At 45.9% G+C, this 21305-nt stretch carries 19 protein-coding genes; 10 read left to right on the top strand and 9 right to left on the bottom strand.

Annotated elements, in window-relative coordinates; genetic code table 11:
• Window positions 1-19: 19 nt before the first annotated feature.
• The 3 genes from NKT06_RS22750 (at window position 20) to NKT06_RS22740 (ending at window position 2404) form a co-directional block, all read left to right on the top strand.
• Window positions 20-1261, top strand: coding sequence for a transcriptional regulator (locus tag NKT06_RS22750; RefSeq protein ID WP_253439511.1), 1242 nt, complete (start codon window positions 20-22; stop codon window positions 1259-1261).
• Window positions 1262-1392: 131 nt separating this feature from the next.
• Window positions 1393-1830, top strand: coding sequence for an Imm48 family immunity protein (gene imm48, locus NKT06_RS22745; protein WP_253439509.1), 438 nt, complete (start codon window positions 1393-1395; stop codon window positions 1828-1830).
• Window positions 1831-1864: 34 nt separating this feature from the next.
• On the top strand, window positions 1865-2404 hold the full coding sequence (locus tag NKT06_RS22740; RefSeq protein WP_253439507.1) for an RNA 2'-phosphotransferase: 540 nt from the start codon (window positions 1865-1867) through the stop codon (window positions 2402-2404).
• Between the two features lie 151 nt (window positions 2405-2555).
• Here NKT06_RS22740 and NKT06_RS22735 read toward each other — a convergent pair whose 3' ends face one another.
• On the bottom strand, window positions 2556-3413 hold the full coding sequence (locus NKT06_RS22735) for an SDR family oxidoreductase (protein WP_253439505.1): 858 nt from the start codon (window positions 3411-3413) through the stop codon (window positions 2556-2558).
• Window positions 3414-3574: 161 nt separating this feature from the next.
• Window positions 3575-4000: an Rrf2 family transcriptional regulator gene (locus NKT06_RS22730; RefSeq protein ID WP_036668516.1), complete on the bottom strand. Its 426-nt coding sequence runs from the start codon at window positions 3998-4000 to the stop codon at window positions 3575-3577.
• Window positions 4001-4316: 316 nt separating this feature from the next.
• Between NKT06_RS22730 and NKT06_RS22725 the strand changes: the two genes are divergently transcribed.
• The 4 genes from NKT06_RS22725 to NKT06_RS22710 are packed head-to-tail and all read left to right on the top strand — an operon-like array spanning window position 4317 to window position 9475.
• On the top strand, window positions 4317-6650 hold the full coding sequence (locus tag NKT06_RS22725) for an ABC transporter permease (RefSeq protein ID WP_253439503.1): 2334 nt from the start codon (window positions 4317-4319) through the stop codon (window positions 6648-6650).
• Window positions 6651-6662: 12 nt separating this feature from the next.
• Window positions 6663-7430: an ABC transporter ATP-binding protein gene (locus tag NKT06_RS22720; RefSeq protein WP_253439501.1), complete on the top strand. Its 768-nt coding sequence runs from the start codon at window positions 6663-6665 to the stop codon at window positions 7428-7430.
• 60 nt (window positions 7431-7490) lie between these two features.
• Complete coding sequence (locus NKT06_RS22715; RefSeq protein ID WP_253439499.1) at window positions 7491-8126, top strand: TetR/AcrR family transcriptional regulator; 636 nt, start codon at window positions 7491-7493, stop codon at window positions 8124-8126.
• 20 nt (window positions 8127-8146) lie between these two features.
• Window positions 8147-9475, top strand: a complete 1329-nt coding sequence (locus NKT06_RS22710; protein WP_253439497.1) for an MFS transporter — start codon at window positions 8147-8149, stop codon at window positions 9473-9475.
• 161 nt (window positions 9476-9636) lie between these two features.
• Here the strand turns inward: NKT06_RS22710 and NKT06_RS22705 are convergent, their stop codons facing one another.
• The 3 genes from NKT06_RS22705 to NKT06_RS22695 form a co-directional block, all read right to left on the bottom strand.
• A complete protein-coding gene (locus NKT06_RS22705) occupies window positions 9637-10461 on the bottom strand; it encodes a carbohydrate ABC transporter permease (RefSeq protein WP_253439495.1) in 825 nt (274 codons plus the stop codon).
• A 1-nt stretch (window position 10462) separates the two neighbouring features.
• Window positions 10463-11335, bottom strand: coding sequence for a carbohydrate ABC transporter permease (locus tag NKT06_RS22700; protein ID WP_017687164.1), 873 nt, complete (start codon window positions 11333-11335; stop codon window positions 10463-10465).
• Between the two features lie 100 nt (window positions 11336-11435).
• Complete coding sequence (locus tag NKT06_RS22695) at window positions 11436-12740, bottom strand: ABC transporter substrate-binding protein (RefSeq protein WP_253439493.1); 1305 nt, start codon at window positions 12738-12740, stop codon at window positions 11436-11438.
• 177 nt (window positions 12741-12917) lie between these two features.
• On the opposite strand from NKT06_RS22695, the gene NKT06_RS22690 reads away from it, so the two are divergent.
• A complete protein-coding gene (locus tag NKT06_RS22690) occupies window positions 12918-14795 on the top strand; it encodes a sensor histidine kinase (RefSeq protein ID WP_253439491.1) in 1878 nt (625 codons plus the stop codon).
• 3 nt (window positions 14796-14798) lie between these two features.
• On the top strand, window positions 14799-15608 hold the full coding sequence (locus NKT06_RS22685; protein ID WP_253439489.1) for a response regulator transcription factor: 810 nt from the start codon (window positions 14799-14801) through the stop codon (window positions 15606-15608).
• Here the strand turns inward: NKT06_RS22685 and NKT06_RS22680 are convergent, their stop codons facing one another.
• The 4 genes from NKT06_RS22680 to nirB form a co-directional block, all read right to left on the bottom strand.
• On the bottom strand, window positions 15609-16238 hold the full coding sequence (locus NKT06_RS22680; RefSeq protein ID WP_253439487.1) for a YfbR-like 5'-deoxynucleotidase: 630 nt from the start codon (window positions 16236-16238) through the stop codon (window positions 15609-15611).
• A 288-nt stretch (window positions 16239-16526) separates the two neighbouring features.
• The gene (locus NKT06_RS22675) at window positions 16527-17309 is read right to left on the bottom strand and encodes a formate/nitrite transporter family protein (protein ID WP_253439486.1); all 783 of its coding nucleotides are present in this window, start codon (window positions 17307-17309) and stop codon (window positions 16527-16529) included.
• Window positions 17310-17356: 47 nt separating this feature from the next.
• Window positions 17357-17683, bottom strand: a complete 327-nt coding sequence (gene nirD, locus NKT06_RS22670; protein WP_253439484.1) for a nitrite reductase small subunit NirD — start codon at window positions 17681-17683, stop codon at window positions 17357-17359.
• A gap of 55 nt (window positions 17684-17738) precedes the next feature.
• Window positions 17739-20168 carry a nitrite reductase large subunit NirB gene (nirB, locus tag NKT06_RS22665; RefSeq protein ID WP_253439482.1) on the bottom strand — a complete coding sequence of 810 codons (2430 nt, stop codon included), beginning with the start codon at window positions 20166-20168 and terminating at the stop codon, window positions 17739-17741.
• Window positions 20169-20444: 276 nt separating this feature from the next.
• On the opposite strand from nirB, the gene NKT06_RS22660 reads away from it, so the two are divergent.
• Window positions 20445-21152: a metal-dependent hydrolase gene (locus NKT06_RS22660; RefSeq protein ID WP_221821932.1), complete on the top strand. Its 708-nt coding sequence runs from the start codon at window positions 20445-20447 to the stop codon at window positions 21150-21152.
• Window positions 21153-21305 lie beyond the last annotated feature (153 nt).

Raw genomic sequence — 21305 nt, 5'->3', positions numbered from 1 at the left:
GGTAAAAAGAGGTGTAGTGATGATTGAAGGGAAGATTATTAAATTTTATCGGGAGAAGAATAGACGAACTCAAGGTGAATTGGTAAAGGGAATCTGTTCGGTCACACATCTGAGCAAAATTGAACGGGGAATGACAGAGTATTCACAGGAGATTATGGACATGCTCTGTGATCGACTACATATTGATATGGCAAGGGAAGTGGCCAGATATCATCAAATGATCGATCTTCTGGATTCATGGCAAGAGGCCATTATTATGCAGAGAACAGCTGAAGCTATTCGCCTAAAAGACAAGTTGGAAGAAGAACCGTTAAAAGGTATACCTGATTTGCGTTTATCCTATGACTTGCTGCAGATCCGATTTTACTTGTTTATGAACAATATCAATGAAGCCGAGAGACTTATAGCCGAAGTCGAAATTCCGGATGAATCGGAGCATTCATATGAACATTATTTTTATCACCATGTGATGGGGATTTACTATTTCCTTACAGGACATTATCGCAAATCCATCCAGACGTTAACTTCAATCAATCAGTCCAAATATACGAATCATGAGTACTTTTATCATTTGTCTCTGGCATATCACTCGATATATTCGAATATTACGTCTTACTATTACGCTGAGAAAGCTATCCAGCATTTTCGGAAAACGCTCAATATGGTGCGGATCATTGACACCGAAACCATTATGCTGGTCCAGCTCAACTCCCGCGAATATCATGATTTTCCTGAGACGAAACGCAGATATGAAAATCTGATTCGGATTAGTGATGATTGTGGGCTTCCTGATCGAAAAGCAAAGCTGCTGAACAATCTGGGTTATGAATATAACCGGCGAAAGCAATATGAGGATGCTGCTTACTGGTACAGACAAGCGCTTGATATCATTCCGGAGAAACAACCGTTATACCTGATGGTACTCAATAATTACATAGAATCGAACAGACTGGGGAATCTCATTCCTGCAAACAAACTATTGGACATGTCTCTGAAAGCCTTGCATAACTCTAAACTTGTTTCAGATGCAAGTTATATGGAATTAGAACTTCAGTCTGTCATTTTACAAGGGCAGGAGCAAGCATATTATGAAATGATAGAAGAGCGAATTCTTCCTTATTATCGTGAACTGGGTTCCCAGTATCTCGCCGAACGTTATGAAGAGATATTGTTTCAGTACTATATGAATCATGGTGAAAAGGATAAGGCACTCAGGCTCGCAAAAAATCGTTTTGAATCACAAGCGGCTTCACTTATATAGGGTAATATACGAGTAAGAGAAGCTTCGACAACATAGGGGTGATTTGAAAGGAATACCCCAACTCCGATACAATGTTTTCATAGAGTCTGAGGAAATAGATTAAATACGGTGCAGAAATGGAGAAAACCAATATGACTGAATTTATTAACGCTGATGATACTAATGATGTAATTCTGGGTGCGGCGGCAAACGAACTGGAGCAGATGGTGGACAAAATGTGTGAGCTGATTGGCACCCCTTTGGGACAAACGAGTGAACTGGAGCGTCAGGTCATGGCTGCTTTTGGTTTTGGCGCGGTATATGGCATCACTCATCGGGATCAGCTGGCGGAGCCACAGGCCCATGCCTTGAGCATTCGGATGCTGATCAAACCGTTTAATTACAGTGAGCAGCAGGCGGTTGATTTTGCCGATGATCTGATCCGGGTGGCTTCCGATCGTGAGGTTCATCCGGTGATGAATACCATTATCCAACGTGGGATTGATGGACACCGTCAGTTCAATCAGGAAGACGATGAAGGATTGGAACGTAACATTCAGGAGATTTTAACTGCGGTTCAATCGCAGTAATAGAAGGTTTTATTAGATGTGGGAGATGATCACAATGGATCTGATGAAATTAAGCAAGGAACTCTCATACGCTCTGCGACATGCACCATGGGAGTATGAGCTGGAGCTGGACGAAGAGGGTTGGGTGGAAATCTCGCAATTGCTGGTGGCTTTACATGAAAGTCCGCAGTGGAAGGAAGTCACGCAAGCCGATCTGGAGCAGATGATTCAAGCCTCGGAGAAAAAGAGACATGAAATCCATTCTGGCCGCATCCGGGCATTGTATGGACATTCGACGCCACATAAGATATCCAAGATCGCTGCTGAGCCACCGGAAACCCTTTATCATGGGACACCCGCACGTGCTGTGAATTCGATTATGGAACATGGCTTACAGCCGCGGCAAAGGCAATATGTACATCTGTCTGCAGATATGGATACGGCCAATCAGGTGGGTCGAAGACGTGATGATAAGCCTGTCATCTTGAAAATCAATGCTGCTCAAGCGTCCATAGATGGAATTCTCTTTTATCATGGAAACGAAAATATTTGGCTGGCCGATCATGTTCCCGCACGTTATATTCTTAAGCCATGATAAACACCCACATCGCATTGCTGCAGTCGCAGTGAATCGGTTGAGTGTGCAGTCATCCGTTCAATGGGTATATCGTTGTATTGATCGTTAGCTACACCAAAAAGGGACGCATCCAACATTCGTTGGTGCGTCCCTTTCTCATATCCAAAACTTATTTGCCTACAATCGCTTTAATACCTTCGCTAAGTGGCTGAGCAGGACGGCCAAGCAATTTCTCTAATGTATCACTCTCTACCGCCAATGCGCCTTCACGAATAGCACTTTGCATATCAACGAGCATCGATACGACAAAGTCCGGTAGACCTGCACCTTTCATGATGTCAGAGTAAGCGGCATCGTCCACGTTTTGCACGTTGATTTCCTGTCCAAGCACTTCACCCACAATGGCAGCCAGTTCAGCTTGCGTGCGCAGTTTGCCGGACAATTCATACACGGTGTTCTCATGTCCTTCGCCTGCGAGTACAGATGCCGCGGCATGGGCATAGTCACTGCGGGTAGCCCAGCCGACTTGGCTGTTATTTGTGGCATGAACCCAAGGTGCGCCTTGCGTAGCGGCTTGCATACTGCCTGCTTCATTTTCCAGGTACCAGTTGTTGCGCAGGAAGGAATACGGAATGCCGGATTCACGAATCGCTTTTTCTGTAGCACGGTGAACTTCCGCCAAGGAAAGGGTATTTTGGTCTGCATTCACAACGCTTGTATAAGCGATGAAGCCCACGCCCGCTTTTTTGGCAGCGTCCACGGCAGCCTGATGTTGGCGAATACGCGTTTCATTGTCACCATCAGTGGAGATGAGCAACAGACGGTCTACACCGGCAAAAGCTTTCTCCAACGTCTCGGGTTGATCGAAATCACCTTGACGCACTTCAACGCCTTGAGCGCGGAGTGCTTCCGCTTTCTCCGGATTACGTACACTTACAGCCAAATCCTTGGCGGAATCGTTTTTTAACAATGCCTCTACAACCAGTGAACCCAATTGACCTGTTGCGCCAGTAACCAAAATTTTCATCTTCTTTTCCTCCTATGATATGTGTTGTTGATTGGATACAACTTGCTTAACTCAACCCGGATAAGTCGTATACGGTTATTGCTTGCATATAGATGTAATCAAAAATGTTATAACAGGTGTGATTACAACAAGAGGATTAAAAAAAGCTCACAATGAGCTTTTTATTCAGAGACATGAATCTGATCCATCATCTGCTGTATGGTTACACGATTCAAGCGCTGTTCCATGGCTGTCTGAGCCTCAATGAGTTCGGCACGCAAGGTGTGTTCAATCATGTTGCCGACCGGACATTTCGGATTCGGATGTTTGTGAAAGTTAAACAATTCCCCATCCTCCACCACCTCAAGCGCTCGATATACATCGAGCAGGGTAATGTCCGCCGGATCTTTCAACAAGGAAGCACCGCCCACACCAGGTCTGACATCGATCAGACCAGCCTGTTTCAGCTTAGACATGATCCGCCGAATAATCACGGGATTGGTATTCACACTCTGGGCGATCACATCTCCGGTGCATTCATTGGGCATAACAGCGATCAGGGACAGCGTATGAACCGCAATGGAAAAGCGACTGCTGATTTGTCTCATGGATGATCACCACCGTTGTAACTATAATAGTTACAAAATGATCAGATGTCAAATTCTATTTTTTATATTTCTTCTTAAGTGAAATCTGGCATGCTTTAAATATTTTTATAGCTGTCTTCTCTAACTGAATCTAGCAATAAAAATAGAAAATTATGTTTTAATTGACAAATAAAAATATAATTATATAATCTGGCTAGATATCTCGTAGTGAAATGAATTGCATTGGTTAGGGATAACATTATATGAAGGGAGCTGAGCATGATTTTTTGCCGGATAAACAGGAACAACTTGTAGATGAGAGGAGCCATGCTCGTTTATGCTGCTACGAATGCTGAGAAACGATGTAACGAGAAAGAAAGGGATTACGGCTGCGTTATTTATTTTTGTATTGCTGGCTGCCTTGCTGGTATCTTCGGGGTCACGGATGATTATGGAACTGACGAGTTCCATCCAATATCTATTTTCTGAATCCAAAACACCACACTTTGTGCAAATGCATGCCGGAGAACTCGATCAGGCCAAAGTGAACACGTGGGCTGAAGAAAATGCCATGGTCCAGCAGCATCAGATTGTGGAAATGGTCAACATTGACGGCTCTAATCTGTTTCTCGGAGCAGAGTCCGAGAAGAACAGCGTTATGGACATTGACTTTGTTACACAGAATCAGGGTTTCGATTATTTGTTGAATCTGGACAGTGAGATTATTCAGGTTAACGATGGCGAGATAGCGGTTCCGGTATATTACATGCAGCAAAATAAATTGAGCGTGGGCGACCAGGTTCGGATCGATAATGGTCAGTTTGAGCGTTCTTACACCATCGTTGATTTTGTCCGTGATGCTCAGATGAATCCATCGGTTGTGCACTCCAAACGTTTTATTGTGAGTGCAGGGAATTTGCAGGAACTGAAGCAGAACATCGGAGAGATGGAGTATCTCATTGAATTCCGGTTGACGGATCCCGGACTGACGAGTGAATTTACCCAGGCTTACCAAAATGCCGGACTTCCAAACGTGGGTCCAGTCGTAACCTATGGGCTGTTCCAGGTACTGAATGCCATGACCGACGGAGTTATCGCAGCCGTTATTATTCTGGTCAGTCTTGTGCTGATTCTAATCGCGATGCTTTGCATCCGATTCACGATGCTTGCGACCATCGAAGAGGATTATCGTGAGATTAGTGTCATGAAAGCGATAGGGATCGCAGAGAAGGATATTAAGAGACTGTATCTGATGAAGTATGTATTTATGGCCGGATTCGCATCCGTGCTTGGTTACATTGCATCACTTGGCGTTAACAGACTATTTGTTTCCAACATCATGTTGTATATGGGCAAAGCACCTGCAACCCTGTTGCATTTCGCAATTCCGTTAATAGCCGCTGGAATCATATTTGCAATGGTTGTTCTGTTCTGTCGAACGGTACTGCGGCGTTTTCGTTCCATCTCCGCGGTGGATGCTCTCCGTACCGGGAGCCTGGGAGATACACAGATCATTCGAAAACGGCTCAGTTTGTCCCGTAATCGCTGGTCTTCCGTACCTGTCTTCCTTGGTCTGAAGGAAGTCATACAGCGAATCAAGATGTTCCGATTGTTATTATTCGTCTTTATAGTCAGTTCATTTATCATGATTGTGCCGGTCAATTTTCTGAACACTTTGCAGGCGCCAAGCTTTATTTCTTATATGGGTGTTGGACAAAGTGATATTCGCATTGACCTTAAGCATACAGACGATGTAGAAAAGCGCTATGCCAGTCTGGTTGCCCAAATCCAAAATGATAAAGATATTAGATCGTATTCCCCACTGGTAACAAGCCAGTTCAAGATTAAAAATGCGGAAGGAAGTTACGACAATCTGAGTGTAGAAACTGGGGATTTCAGTATTTTCCCATTGTCTTATGTTAGCGGTAATGCGCCAACAACCGAGTATGAAATTGCGCTGTCTGATGCAAACAGTAGCGAGCTGGGCCTGAAGACAGGTGAACAGCTTACCCTGTTGGTTAATGGCAAAGACCAGATGATGACGGTCAGCGGTATATACCAGGACGTTACGAATGGTGGGAAAACAGCGAAGGCTTTGTTGTCCTACAACAAGGATAGTGTGTTGTGGTACGTGGTCAGTTTGGATCTGAATAATCGTGGAGACATGGCTACCAAAATTGCTGAATATGAGACGGCTTTCTCGCCAGCCAAAGTAACCGATCTTCAAGGTTATCTGGATCAGACGTTAGGCGGAACCATCCAACAATTGAAATTGGTGACGATGCTGGCCTTGGTCATCGGTGTCTTCGTATCCATTTTAATTACATCTTTGTTCCTTCAGATGTTAGTAGCCAAGGACAACAACGACATTGCTATACTACGTAGTCTCGGTTTTGCCTTATCCAAGATCAAGTTGAAGTATGTCGTGATGTCACTTGTCATATTGATCTTTGGAGTTACTGTCGGAACGATATTGTCCAATATGTTGGGTCCGTTGCTGGTTAGTGCCATTATGTCGACGTTCGGTGCTTCCAATATTGTTTTTGTTGTTAACCCGTTACAGGCATATATTTTGTGTCCTTTGTTACTTGCGGGAACGATTGTACTGACAGCATGGATTAGCATCCAATCGATCAAGGAAAAGAGCATATCCAACATGATTGTGGAATAGGGAGGATCAACGATGACAATTATACTTGAGGCTAAAGACGTGAATAAATCCGTAGCGATCGGCGAGAATGAAGAACATAATATCTTGAAAGATATCAACCTTCAATTAAAAAAGGGAGAGTTTGTTTCCATCATGGGACCATCTGGCTCAGGCAAGTCTACCTTACTGTACAACATAAGTGGCATGGATCAGATTAGTGCTGGAAGTGTCTATTTTAATGGCAAAAAAATATCGGCATTTCAGGAGAAGGACCTGGCAAGTCTGCATCTGACCCAAATGGGGTTCATTTTTCAAAATATTCATCTGCTCAAGAATCTGAATCTGTTAGACAATATCGTACTTTCCGCGTATTTGGCCAAAAATAGCAGCAGAGAAACGATTAATACACGGGCGATGTCATTAATGAAAAAAATGGGGGTTGATGAGCTGGCTGAGCATAACATCACCCAAGCCTCAGGCGGACAGCTACAGCGGATTGCGATCTGCCGTGCGCTAATTAATAATCCAGATATTTTATTCGGCGATGAACCAACGGGGGCGCTGAATTCTAAATCGACGTATGAGATCATGGATATTCTGGGCGATATTAATGGAGCGGGTACAACCATTCTGCTCGTAACCCATGATGTGAAAGTTGCTGCCAGATCGGAACGTGTGCTGTTTATGATGGACGGTAAGCTGGTTGCAGACAAAAATATCGGAAAATATGCAAGGGAACGTCAGGATCTGAAAACAAGGGAAAGCCATCTTGCGCAATGGTTGAATGAAATGGGGTTCTAAAAAGAGAACTTTGTGACTATTATAGACCGACAGTCGGTCGAACGCATCGGAGGCCAAAATATGAGAGTGATAAAAAAACCGGAAGAACGCAGAAACGAGATTTTGAATGCGGCCGAAATCCTGTTTGTGACAAAGGGATATACCAATGCAACGGTCATTGATATCCTTCAGGCGTGCAAAATTGCCAAGGGCACATTTTATTATTATTTTCAGTCCAAAGAAGAGGTCATGAACGCCATCGTCATGCGTTTTATTTTGAGCGGGGAGGCATCAGCCAAGTCCATAGTGTCGGATCCCAAATTGAACGCCCATGACAAAATTTTTCGTATCATGATGGCGCAGAATCAGCCTGACGAGAGAAAGCATGATCTCATCGAGCAATTGCACAGCGTCCATAATGTGGAGATGCACCAAAAGAGTCTTGTGGAGACGGTCCTTCGATTAAGTCCTATCTTGGCCGAGGTGGTGGAGCAGGGCGTTCAGGAGGGCGTGTTTCATACGCCTAATCCCAAGGAATCCATCGAATTTCTGCTCGTATCGTCCCAGTTTTTGCTGGATCGAGGCATCTTTCAATGGGAGGAGGACGAACTCCAACAAAAGGTTGAAGCATTCACGCATATTATTGAACGAGTTCTGGGAGCAGAGAAAGGAAGCTTTGCCTACGTCACCCGTCTTTATTTTCCGCATAAAGCTTAGCCAAGAAAGGAGTACCACCCATGGAACATCCCATTCAAAAATCATTCGGAAAATTTCTGGTTGTATGGTTCGGTCAGCTCATCTCCATGATTGGGATTGGTCTTACAGCCTTCTCCCTGGGGGTGTATGCCTTCGAGAAAACGAATGCGGCAACAAGTGTTGCATTGATTACCTTGTTCACGTTTCTGCCGAACATCCTGCTTCGACCCATCGGAGGTGTGCTGGCCGACCGATACGACCGTCGAACGATGATGATCATTGGTGACCTGGGGTCTGCAGCCGGTTTGATTTTCATTCTGTCCATTATGCTCACAGGTGATATCCAATTATGGCATATCTATGTGGGGGTAGCCTTTAGTTCTGTGTTTTCCGCGCTGCATAGCCCGGCATATAAGGCCTCTGCTACGGACTTGCTGGATAAGGATCAATTCTCCAAAGGAAGCGGTCTTGTACAATTGGCTGAATCCTCTAAGTTTCTGTTTTCACCCTTCATTGCGGGTATTTTGCTTAGTATAACAACCATTGAAGTCATCCTGGTCATTAATATTCTGACATTCCTGCTTGCTATTCTGGCTGTGCTGGTTATTCGGAAGAGCATGAAGGTGGAGCGAGAGGATCATAAAGACAAACAATGGATTACTGATATTCACGAGGGCTGGAGGGAAGTTGTAACCAACAAGGGAGTACTGTTGCTGGTGGTAATTATTTCGCTGGTCACCTTTTATTTGGGATTCCTGGAGACACTCATTGGTCCCATGCTCCTGTCCTTTACGGATGCGAAGACTCTTGGTACGTTTCAGTCTGTCAGTGCCATCGGTATGCTGATCAGCAGCTTGTGCATAGGCATATTTACCATGACGAAGAAATATACAAGTGTGCTTGTAATGGGATTGATTTTGTGCGGTTTGTCCTTCTCGCTTCTGGGGATATCCACCAACATTTATTTTATTATCTTCGCAGGTTTTCTGTTTCTGTCATCGCTGCCGTTTGTCAACATGAGCGCAGATGTGCTGGTGCGAAACAATATCGCCAACGAAAAGCAGGGCAGGGTATGGGGAATCATTGGTATTCTGTCACAACTCGGATTTATTATTGCGTACAGTTTGGCTGGATTTCTGGCCGACCATGTGTTTAATCCGCTGCTGATGGAGGATGGAGTGCTTGCGTCCTCAGTGGGTCAAATGATTGGAACTGGGCCGGGCAGAGGTATTGCCTTCCTGTTCATTATTGCTGGTCTATTTGTTATTCTGATCGCAATAATCACATCCCGTATGAAAATGATCAAATCTCTGGAGCAGAGCCCAGATATAACGACTCCATCCGATGTTGGCGGGTTGGCGCACGATTGATTTGAATCCCACAGCGTAAGCCCTTGTCCGTCGCAGCGTGCGATACTTCTTCTGTACGAAGAAGCTATTCACACGATGAGCAAACAAAGGCTTTTTGTGCTGAGGAGTCAGCAGATTTACTTATACAAGTTGCGTTTGTGAATTTGGATTGTCGGTAGAGCCTACCCCTTCACCGCCCCTGAAGTTAGTCCTCCTACAATATACTTTTGCCCAATGAGGAACACAATCAACACAGGCAATGACGTGAGCACAATATCGGCGCTGACCAGATTCCACTGGGCACTGAATTGTCCGAAGAAGTTATATACAGCAAGCGTCATCGGCCACATCTCGACCGTATTCAGCATATAGAGTGGGGCGGTGAACTCGTTCCAGACACTCAGAAAATTAAGAACAAATACCGTCACCAGCACGGACATGAGCAGGGGTACAATAATTCTCAGAAACAGCTTGATTCCGTTACATCCATCCATGATCGCGGCTTCATCCAGCTCCTTCGGGATATTGGACACAAACGCATACGTAATGAACAGCGAGATTGGAATGCCCATGGCCGTATACAGTAGAATCATGCCGAGATGTGAATTGATCATGCCCATCGACTTCATGACTTCCATCAGCGGAATGTAGTTGAGCGGAAGTGTGATACCAAGAATCAGGAAGAAATATAGGAACTTGCTGAGCCTCGAATGATTGCGGGATAACGTGAAGGCCGAGAAGGCCACAACAAACACCAACAGCAGGGAAGAGGCACCGGAGTGCAGCAGACTGTTGAAAAAAGAACCGCCCAAATGTCCCTGTTCATAGACAATTTTGTAATTTTCAAAGATAAACTTCTCGGGCAACGTCAGTTTAAGCACCTTGGCCTCGGCGTCCGACTTGAATGAATTCAGTACAATGACGACAAAAGGAATCAAGACCACGAGGCTAAGCAGCCACGCGAGTACATTTAATCCGATGGAAGCGAGTCTTTTTCTCAATCGCATGTTAGTATTCCACCTTTCGATTCATCAAACGAATGATGAAGAAGGAGATGATCGCCATGATGACAAACAGAATGGTAGATAGCGCACTTCCCAGTCCCCAATACCCTTTGGCAAAAGAGGAATAGACCGCCGTGTTAATAACATCTGTCGCGTTACCGGGGCCACCATTGGTCAGCACGTATACGGCATCGAATACTCTCAGCCCATACGTAATATTAAGCACCGTGGCGATGGTAATCGTAGGCATCAGCATCGGAATGGTAATTCGGAACAGCTTCTGCCCAAAGCCGGCGCCATCAATGGAAGCTGCCTCGTAATAATCGCGGGGAATCGCGAGCAGTCCGGCGATGAACAGCACCATGATGTACCCCATGCCTTTCCACGTATCCACTGCCATGATGGATGGCATGGCCCAGGTCAGGGAGCCCAGCCAATTCTGGGCGAGAACGTCCAGTCCCATAGAACGTAGGGTTACGTTGACGAACCCGTTGTTGGGGTCGAGCAGACTTTTGAACACAAGCCCAACAATCAGAAACGACAGTACCTGCGGGGAGAAAATGATCATCCGGTGCAGATTGGCGGCCTTTACACCGCTGACCAACAGTAGAGCCAGAAACAAGCCCAGAACGGTCTTGGCGATGGACGTAACGAGGGTGAACAGAACGGTATTTTTGATAAAAAGCAGATAGGTTGGATCACCCGCCAATATGGTACGGAAGTGCTCCAGACCGATAAAGTTCTTCTCCGAACTATAACTGTTCCAGTCAGTGAAGGAGTAATAGATGCCCAGCAGGGCGGGAGCGACGATAAACAGCAGATATAACACAATCGCTCCAGATGAGAAATACCAGGGATAGATTTTGTTCGCATTCATAATCCGTAACACCTTTCCTTCCTGCCAAAATACATGAGCGGGCAAATGCCCGCTGCATGTAACGCTGTTCAGCATTTATGTTTATCTGCAATATGCGCTATTACTGCCACTTCTCATCTTTCAGCACTTTGGCTTGTTCAGCACGGCGTTTATCAATGTTTTGCAGAATCTGATCCGGTGTCATGGCTCCGGCGAACATGCCCGACAAGTCTTTGCCAATATCCATCCATTGTGGATCAATATATTTCACAGCGGCCTGCATGACCGTACCTTTTTCATGATTTTTCTCATAATCAATATAATCCTGTGTCAGCTTTGGTTCGATTTCCGGCCAGCAAATGGTCAGGTTACCTTCACCTTCATCAAACACACGTTGCAGATGATCATGCTCAGTAATCCAGCGGAAGAATTTCAGCACTTCTTCGGGATGTTTACTGTTTTTGTTACCGAACATCGCAGCTGAACCGCCCGGATTCACACCAATCGTCTGATTATCTCCCCACGGCATCACGAAGAACCCCATATTATCTTTCATTGCTGGATAGGCTTCAGAGACTTCTTTTTCCGTCCCTGGAACCCGCAGCAACATCGCTGCTTTCTCCTGACCAAACGCTTCAATTCCCGCTTCTACCGTATTGGACAAGAAGTCTTTGCCGAAATAGCCGAGATCCGCAAATTCTTTCAACTGTTCAATGACCGTCTTGAGTTGTGTCATATCTGCGATTTTCATCTCATTGTTGTTTAGTTTCTCGTAGGTTCCCGCTGCCGTTTGCTCATAGTTAGGCCCTGTTTCGAACAAAGGCAGCACCTGATACCACCCGCTGGCGGGTGCTTGATAGAATGGAATAATATCTTTATCCTTAATTTTCTGGCTGATCGCCTTGAATTCGGCATAGGATGTAGGAGGCTCTATACCAAGCTCTTGGAAGATACGTTTGTTATAGTACACATACCAGATTTTCGTTGGCGCAAAAGAAACCCCGTACACCTTGTCATTGTGACTGACAGTTGGCAAAATCTCTTCGGACATCCGACCTGTAAATTCTTCATTGGTCAGGTCAATGGCATTTTCCTCCGGTCTTACGTTAGCCGGCATACTCAGTGGGTCCACATCGACATTGAAAATGTCAGGTGCTTCGCCAGAGGCCAGCTTCACCTTGATCAGGTCACGCCACTGTGCGTCAGGTACGACCTGAAAGTCAATTTTGACACCGGTCTCCTGCTCATATTCCTTGGCCATCGTCTGCATGATGCCTGTACGTGGAATACCGGATTGGCTAGTTCCAAATGTAAGTGTAACCTTACCCGAACCTTCCGTACTTTTCCCAGAGTTGCACCCGGCAAGCAACAGAGTGGAGAGTAGGAGCACACTTGCAAGCGAAAATATAAATCGTTTTCTCATCATTGAACCTCCCTGAATATAAAGAAAATTGTCACTTGCCGAAACGCTTTATGTAAGCGTATTCTTATGTGGATAACTTTACTGTGAACAGCGAATACGCTCAATAGACAAAAACGTTTTGTTGGGTGGACATTTTCGAATGGTGTGACAGATATCATCATAGGACGAGGTGTGTGGGAATTGCGGTATCGATTTGGAACGCTTCAGCAAAGTCTGTTTGCCTATTACTCTGCGGTATTTATTGTCTTTTCGCTCATTGTGGCAGGACTGCTGTACGTTTTTCTGGCGAGTGACATCCGTCATCGAAGTGAAGAACAGCAGAGACAACTGGGGGTATCAATCGTCAGTAATCTGGATCAGGAAGTCGTAAAAATGAACAACTTTTCCATGAATATTGTGTACTCCAATCTGGTCAAAGAACACTTTAGTCACTACTTGGCACCAGCGGAAGAGAGTGAGCAGACACTTACGAGTGATCCGGCATTGTATAAGGATACAACCACACTAATTGATGTCATTCTGGCGATTATCAGCAGCTCCAATACAGCCAAGCAGGCCAATATCTATGATGTGAACGGCAAGATGCTTGGAGCCGGTGCATTCAATGGTCAGCTGTCGGTGGACCTGACTCAGCGACCGTGGTACAAGGAAACCTGGGAGCGGAGTGGCTGGCGGGTGATCCAATTGTTACAGGGGGGAGCATTGCCCATGCCAACAGGTCAGGGGAAGTCAGATCAACCCTACATTTCCCTTACCCGGGTATACAAAGATGGTAATTATGTTAGTCAGGGCGTCGTTGAAATTTTGCAGGATGCCGGAACCCTGTTCCAGCATTTGAATGATTTGCAGGCGAGTAACGAGAATCTTCGCATCTATGTGATGGATGAGCAAAATACACGGCTGTATCCACTTTCACCGGATGGTGAAGATTCTCAGGCAGCCCACTTCGATGATGTGGACTTGATTCAGAATCTTTCATTTCCACCGGATACGATGCAGGAGATCACCGACCCTTTGAATCATTCCAAACAAATGATGACGTACATGACGTCACAGGAGACAGGATGGACCGTTGTTGTCATGCAGTCCAAACAGTCCCTTTTCGCGAGTCTCAACCGGATGGCTGTGATGTTTATCGGTGCTACGTTAGCTACGTTAATGCTGATTCTGGTTCTCTCGTATCTGATTTCCAAAAGGGTCACTTTGCCGCTGCATCGGTTGCAGCGCATTATTCAGAAAACGGGTGAGAACGATCTGGTATCAGGCCAGGATTCGGCGCATTTGTTCAAGCTGGAGCATCCGGGTTCCATCCGGGAGATGGATGAACTGAATGATACATTTATTCGGTTGAATCAGCAGCTCGTGCAATCTTTTCAGGATAGACTGGCGATGAAATCCCAGGAGACAGAGGCGAGATTACTCGCGCTTCAGTCCCAGATGAACCCGCATTTTCTCTACAACAACATCACGAACATTAGCATCATGGCGGAGGAAGGCATGAATGAGCAGATTGTTGCGTTCTGTGGTCATATCGCGTCCATGCTTCGTTATATCTCTACTCCCGGCAAAAACGGGGTTCCACTGTCTCAAGAACTGGATTATTGTGAGCGATATCTGGAGTGTATGAAGATTCGGTTTGAAGATGATCTGCACTACGAGTTTCATATTCCGGAAGAGATGCAGCATATCCAGGTTCCGATGCTGATGGTACAACCACTACTTGAAAATGCCATGAAATATGGACTGGGTGATACCCCTCCGTGGAAACTGAATATTACTGGAGATATGGATGCGGTACAGCAGACCTGGCAGATCCATGTGGAAGACAACGGGCCTGGCATGGAACCCGAGGCACTTGCCAAGATCATGCATTACATCGAACAATCGCAGGAGTGGGAGCGTATGCCTGACCTCGAAATTAACGGGATGGGTCTCAAAAATATATGGGTCCGATTGAAATTATGGTATGGCCCGGCAGCCCGCATGCAGATTACGAACAAGCCTTCCGGCGGTGTCCAGATTACCATAGGTGGTTCCATTGGAAAGGAGCATGACTAACCCATGACAATCAAATATAGGACGATTATTGTGGAAGATGAGGCCCTAATTCGCCGGAATGTCTCGCGCAAATTCAGAGAGCTGGACACCCGGTTCGAGGTGATTGGTGAAGCGAGGAATGGTCAGGAAGCGTTACAGCTCATTGAACATTCCGTACCTGATCTGGTTATAACGGATATACAGATGCCAGTAATGAATGGATTGGAACTTGCCAAACATCTGTACTTTGCCTATCCGCATGTGAAAATTGTCATACTAAGCGGTTATCATGAATTTGAATATGCACGGCAGGCGATCAGTTACAAGGTGGAGGATTATCTGCTCAAACCATTATCGGAAGAACAGCTTCGCACACTGCTGGATGCGATGGAATTAAAGCTTGGGAGTGCTGTGGATTCGCTTGCCCATGTTAGTGCCGTGCTGGATGAGCAGGTGAAGCCAGAGGACATTGCAGAGGCCGTTAAGCTGTATTTGAAGCAGAATTACATGCATGAGATTACACTCCAGGACATGGCGGGACAGATGCATTTTAGTGTGGACTATCTAGGAAAGTGTTTTAAGAAAGTAACGGGGGAGACTCCGCTGAAATATATGACAGGTCTGCGGATTAATGAAGCGAAGCGCATGCTCGTCACCCATGAGAATATGGATATCAAGACGATTGGTGGAGCTGTGGGGTATAGCGACTCCCACTATTTCAGCCGGATCTTCAAAAACAAAACGGGCATGTACCCTAGCGAGTACCGACTGCAATTGCAGGAACGAAAAAAAGCCCTGTCCATGGATGATGAGAACCATGTTGACTTGAGCTGATTACTGGGCAAGAGCTTCTTCGGTTATTTTGCGAATATCAAACGGGGAGCGAATACCTTCATCGATCATGTCGGGGAGAATCTGTTCCAGGAAATACTGCACACAGTGGAGGTCGATATTTTTGATTTTGACCAAGGCATAACGGTACATGACGATAAATTCTTTTTCCGTATTTCCACGTTGGAGTTCGGCAAAGGCTTCGTATACCTGATCCATCTTGTCTGCGACTTCCAGAATCAGTCCTTCGACCGATTGGTCTTTGCCCTCACGCAACTGTCTGCGGAAAATAGGCTGGAACTCTTCAGGAATATTTTCATTGATAAAATGCTCAACCATGCCTTCTTCTACCTTTTGCAGCATCGAACGCAGTTCCAGTGAATAGTGTTTGACCGGCGTTTTGATATCTCCAATGAAGATTTCGCCATAATCATGGCTGCTGGTGATCTCGTATAACTTCTTCCAATCCACGGTGACTCCATGCTGCTCCTCAATATCTGCAAGTGTTTTGGCGTACTGTACCACTTTCCAAGAATGAGCGGAGACGCTGTGTTCTTCGAATTTGAATTTGCCAGGTGTACGAATAATACGTTCAAGATCATTCAATGACCTGAAGTACGTATGGATTCCCATATAAGCGATCATCCTTTGCTGATTGAGTATAGGTGTGAGTATCCATCGACTATACACCAGTTATGTCAACTGTGGATTAACGCGGATAGCGACGAAGGTAAAATGAATTTTAATTCTCTATAGAAGGATGAGAGGATGAAAGGGAACCATTCGAGAGAGTACGCAGCTTATCGATAAACCATAAAAAGCCACGATGTGTGTGACTGAACGTAAGTTCGGCATCCATCGTGGCTTTAATGTGTAGATGTTGTGTTACCTGGCGCTACATAGTTGCTGTTGAATGAAGAATTATGATTTTTTACGTACCGGTGAAGTATACCAGTAAGCCATTCCGACAAAGAGGGCACCACCGATGATATTACCAAGCGTTACCGGAACCATGTTGTGGAACCAGCCTGCCAGTGTAATGGTATCCGGGTGGTTTGGCAACAGCCAAGACAAGGACAGCAAAGTCATATTGGCAACACTGTGCTCATACCCACTTGCAATAAAGGCGTACAGACACCACCAGATGAGCGCAATTTTGGCGATATCCTCTTTCGTGCGAGCAGCCATCCAGATCGCCAGACAGACGAGCCAGTTACAGAGAATGCCGCGGAAGAACAACTCCGATACGGGGGCGGCCATCTTTTTGGCTGAAGCGACGAATAACAGATGTTCAGGCGCAGCCGTTTTGAACAGGCCGCTGCCTACAATAAGCAGGCTGAGCAGGATCGCTCCTAACAAGTTGCCGAGAAAGACGAGTCCCCAGTTTTTCAGTGTATCTTTAACTGTGGTCCGGCCTGCGAGCGTGCTCATGGTGAAAAACATGTTGTTGCCTGTAAATAGTTCCGATCCTGCAAAGATGACCAGCGTGAGGGCGAGTCCGAAGGACATGCCCATCAACATGGTTTGCAGTGGTGACTGCGCCGCAAGGAGCGGAGCACCAATACTGAAGATCAATACGATGCCAAGTCCTACATAGGCACCCGCCATTAAGGCGGCAACCATGTAGCGTGAAAGATTGGAGTTCATCTGATCCCGTTTTTTAACCGCAGCTTCAATAATTCCCTCAACACTTGGTGTATACATCACGGTTCCCCCATTATTTGCATCAATCTATGAACGTTTCAATGGAGCTATATTTCGATCCAGACCTGGCCGTTCTCTACCTTCACCGGATACATCTGCACTTGCCCATTGTCCGGTGCTTGCACAACACCGGTAGTGAGGTCAATTTTCCAATCATACAGCGGATCGTACAGATAATGTCCTGACACGATGCCTTCTGCAAGCGGCCCACCCTTGGGGTGGGGATTGTGATTATCCACAGCGAAGATGGTGCCATCCGATGCACGAAAGACAGCAAGCTGACGGTCCTGAATCTCAACTACTCTTCCGATTCGAGGCAGGAATTCTTCAACTACTCCGGCAGGGAAGTAGGTGGCTGATTGTTTTGTCGTCATCTTAAACCACTCCTTATCTATTTAACATTCTCCAGTATTATTCTTGCAAGCTTGCTTATGGACGAGCCGACACTTCGATACCATGGAACATTTTACTTTGGCCTTCCTCATTGCGAATCGCTTTTTGCCAAGGTTCTTCCACATGCTCAAGTGCGAATTCAATCCGCTGCATCAATGCTTTGCGTTCCTCAAGGTTATCCACGACAACCGAACGAATATGCTCCAGACCCATGCGTTCCACCCACTCCGAAGTCCGTTCCAGGTAGTTACCTGTCTCGCGGTAATATTGCATGATCGCTCCACACAATTCAATCAACTCTTCATCCGTTTTCACTTTGCATAGGGAATCAGCCAGTCTTGCTTTAATACCGCCGTTACCACCGATGAAGATTTCCCAGCCTCCGTCGTTACCAACAATACCGATATCTTTGGTACATGCCTCTGCACAGTTCCGTGGACAACCGTTGACGGCATATTTAAACTTGGCTGGCAGATCGAGGCGTTCAAATTTACGTTCGATGCGAGCGCCCATTGCCATGGAATCCTGTGTACCGAATCGGCAGAATTGGGAGCCGACACATGTTTTGACCGTACGCAGCGATTTGGCGTATGCATAACCTGAAGGCATATCCAGTTCAGCCCACACTTTAGTCAGATCTTCTTTTTTGACACCAATCAAGTCGAGGCGCTGACCGCCGGTAACTTTAACTGCTTTAACATCATATTTGACTGAAACGTCAGCAATGCGTTTGAGATCCGCTGGTGTAGTCACCCCGCCATACATCCGAGGTACAACCGTATAGGTCCCATCTTTTTGAATATTTGCGTTCATGCGTTCGTTAACAAAACGGGATTCCTTCTCATCTTCATGTGTGTCTGGTGCAATCATGCCAAGATAATAGTTGATTGCCGGGCGACACTTCGAACAACCCTCAGGCTGACTCCAACCCAGTACATTCATGACTTCTTTGGTCGTTTGCAATCCCTTTGCACGAATCTCGGCTACAATCTCATCCCGTCCCATGGAAGTACATCCGCATATGCCCTGTTTGGCTCCACTGCTGAAGTTATCACCAAGTACATATTGCAGAATCTGTTCCACAACAGGTTTACATCCCCCGCAAGAGCGGGTTGCACCCGTACAGGCTTTGATTTCATCTACGCTGGTAAGTCCTTGGTTCGTGATGACATCGACAATTGTGCCTTTAGTTACACCGTTACATCCACAGACAATCTCGTCTTCCGCCATCGTTTCTACAGAGGTGGTTTTCTTATGACCGCCGCAGCCTGTCCCCATGAGTGAGCTATACAATTCTTCGGTCATTTTAGTCTGTTGTTTGATCAGTTTCTGCAATTCGGCAGAATCCGTAATGTCACCGAAGAGAACGGCACCGACCATTTTATTATCGCGGAGCAGAATTTTTTTGTAGGTCCGTTTCCAGTCGTCTTTGTGTGAAATGACGGTGTGTTCCGGACTGTCGATGAATTCACCAGTTGAAAAGACGTCCACACCCGAAATTTTCAATTTCGTGGATACTACTGAACCTTCATAAGGAGCCGTCTCTACACCACAGATATGTTTCGCGAGAATCATGCCCTGCTCGAACAATGGGGCAACGAGGCCGTAACATACCCCGCGGTGCTCTGTACATTCCCCAACCGAATACACATTGTCAAGTGAAGTCTGCATATAGTCATTTACGACAATACCCCGGTTCACTTCCATACCGCTTTCGCGAGCTACAGCCGTATTGGGTTTAATGCCGACAGCCATGACAACAAAATCAACATTCAGTACGGAATCATCGGCAAAACGAATTCCTTCAACCCGTTCGCCGCCTAATAATTCGGCAGTCTGAGCACCCATTTTGAAACGGATACCCTGACGTTCAAGTTCCGCCTTCAACATGGCTGAAGCTTGCGGATCAAGCTGACGCTCCATCAGATCTTCCATCAGATGCACTACGGTAACTTCCATGCCGAGTTGTACCAAACCTTTGGCAGCTTCAAGACCCAGCAGTCCGCCCCCGATAACGGCTGCTCTTTTGTACTGTTTAGCAGCGTAGAGCATCACATTACAATCGGCGATATCGCGGAAACCGACTACGCCTTGCTTGTCATGTCCCGGTACGGGGAGAATGAAGGAGCTGGAGCCTGTTGCAATGATAATTTTGTCGTAAGGAACACGAGTGCCATCTTCAGTCAAAACTTCGTGTGTCTCGGCATCGATTCGTGTGACTGTTGTGCCTGTGTGCAGCGTAATACCGTAATCTTCATACCAGTGTAGGTCGTTCAGGACGATGTCGTCGAGCGTTTTGCTTCCTTCCAGTACGTAAGACAACATAATGCGGTTGTAGTTGGGATAGGGCTCTTTGCCAAAAACGGTAATATCAAATCGCGTAGTTAATTTTAGAATTTGTTCAACGGTACTGATTCCTGCCATACCGTTACCAATGATAATGAGGTTCTCTTTTTTTCCGTTCATGTGTGTATGCCTCCTTGAATAGACGCTGTACAGTACCCAAAATTTTAATGGTTTATATTTGAAATTATACAAGGTGTTAACGATAGTTTATGTGATTTAATTCACTAATAAAGATAGTTCAGTCATAAATTCTTTGGTGTGAGCCCCATCACAGAATTTTATTTTTATTTTCAAACAAATAAGAAATACGAACTATTGTTCTTGTTTTGGTTTCGTTGTACTATCAAAAGTGGGCTATGTATGTTCCCTATCTCTTCGAAAGGACGTTTTTGCATCATGATGGGAAGATCCCACCTTATTATCGGGACAGGCGTATCGCTATCTGTGCTGCAGTTGGCTGGTATGCCGGTGACTGCACCGGCAGTTACGGTTGCTCTGATTGGTTCATTATTGCCTGACATCGATGAGCCGAATTCGCTGCTGGTATCGAAAGCCTTGCCTAACAGTCTGATCAGGTTGTTACAGACGATTCTGTTGCCTACAGCTGTCTTCGTGTATTTCTATGTTCATGCCAAACCATGGAACCTGTTGCTTGCGATCCTCATTGCGCTCGTGTCATTCCTGCCTTCGCGTTCGCTTCGCAAAGTGTTGATGTTCGCCATTGGACTCGGTCTGGTGTTCTACGGTCACGCATTTGCCCCCTGGAATCTGATTGCAGGCAGCCTGCTTATGCTGTGCACTACGCTAACGCATAGGGGATTAACGCATACCCTATACGGCACTGCGATATGGGCTGGTTTACTCTACAGTACGACCCAGCAGCAGGGACCGGAGATCTGGGTAGCGGGAGGCACAGCGTATGCGATGCACCTGTTGGCCGATTCATTAACCAATCGTGGCATTCGTCCGTTACCACCGCTCAAATGGCGTATACGGGTGAATCTGATGAGTACAGGAACCAAGCGTGGGGCCGTTGTAGAGAATGTCTGCATTGTGCTTACCCTTATTTTGGCCTGGATTGCATTCTCACCGTTATTTCTTTAATTAAAGCGACAAACGCCAGCCAATTTTTATGGGCTGGCGTTCTTAAATTGAAGATTTTTACATGAACAGAGTGTCTGGTGGTCTCTGACCGGAAATCATTGATGACTAAGCTAAGCACAATTTCAGGAGAGGAGTAAGTTCAGACTTTTGTAG

Source organism: Paenibacillus sp. 1781tsa1 (genome assembly GCF_024159265.1).
GTDB lineage: Bacteria > Bacillota > Bacilli > Paenibacillales > Paenibacillaceae > Paenibacillus.
Note: the sequence above shows the minus strand (reverse complement) of the source record. Positions and strands in the feature narration are given on the sequence as shown.

Bases quoted from the DNA above. Each gene is read 5' to 3' on its own strand.
- NKT06_RS22720 (WP_253439501.1), top strand. From the start codon at position 6,663: ATGACAATTATACTTGAGGCTAAAGACGTGAATAAATCCGTAGCGATC.
- NKT06_RS22735 (WP_253439505.1), bottom strand. From the start codon at position 3,413: ATGAAAATTTTGGTTACTGGCGCAACAGGTCAATTGGGTTCACTGGTT.
- NKT06_RS22730 (WP_036668516.1), bottom strand. From the start codon at position 4,000: ATGAGACAAATCAGCAGTCGCTTTTCCATTGCGGTTCATACGCTGTCC.
- nirD (WP_253439484.1), bottom strand. From the start codon at position 17,683: ATGACGACAAAACAATCAGCCACCTACTTCCCTGCCGGAGTAGTTGAA.
- nirB (WP_253439482.1), bottom strand. From the start codon at position 20,168: ATGAACGGAAAAAAAGAGAACCTCATTATCATTGGTAACGGTATGGCA.
- NKT06_RS22750 (WP_253439511.1), top strand. From the start codon at position 20: ATGATTGAAGGGAAGATTATTAAATTTTATCGGGAGAAGAATAGACGA.
- NKT06_RS22715 (WP_253439499.1), top strand. From the start codon at position 7,491: ATGAGAGTGATAAAAAAACCGGAAGAACGCAGAAACGAGATTTTGAAT.
- NKT06_RS22680 (WP_253439487.1), bottom strand. From the start codon at position 16,238: ATGGGAATCCATACGTACTTCAGGTCATTGAATGATCTTGAACGTATT.
- NKT06_RS22685 (WP_253439489.1), top strand. From the start codon at position 14,799: ATGACAATCAAATATAGGACGATTATTGTGGAAGATGAGGCCCTAATT.
- NKT06_RS22710 (WP_253439497.1), top strand. From the start codon at position 8,147: ATGGAACATCCCATTCAAAAATCATTCGGAAAATTTCTGGTTGTATGG.
- NKT06_RS22695 (WP_253439493.1), bottom strand. From the start codon at position 12,740: ATGATGAGAAAACGATTTATATTTTCGCTTGCAAGTGTGCTCCTACTC.
- NKT06_RS22725 (WP_253439503.1), top strand. From the start codon at position 4,317: ATGCTGCTACGAATGCTGAGAAACGATGTAACGAGAAAGAAAGGGATT.
- NKT06_RS22660 (WP_221821932.1), top strand. From the start codon at position 20,445: ATGATGGGAAGATCCCACCTTATTATCGGGACAGGCGTATCGCTATCT.
- NKT06_RS22700 (WP_017687164.1), bottom strand. From the start codon at position 11,335: ATGAATGCGAACAAAATCTATCCCTGGTATTTCTCATCTGGAGCGATT.
- imm48 (WP_253439509.1), top strand. From the start codon at position 1,393: ATGACTGAATTTATTAACGCTGATGATACTAATGATGTAATTCTGGGT.
- NKT06_RS22675 (WP_253439486.1), bottom strand. From the start codon at position 17,309: ATGTATACACCAAGTGTTGAGGGAATTATTGAAGCTGCGGTTAAAAAA.
- NKT06_RS22740 (WP_253439507.1), top strand. From the start codon at position 1,865: ATGGATCTGATGAAATTAAGCAAGGAACTCTCATACGCTCTGCGACAT.
- NKT06_RS22705 (WP_253439495.1), bottom strand. From the start codon at position 10,461: ATGCGATTGAGAAAAAGACTCGCTTCCATCGGATTAAATGTACTCGCG.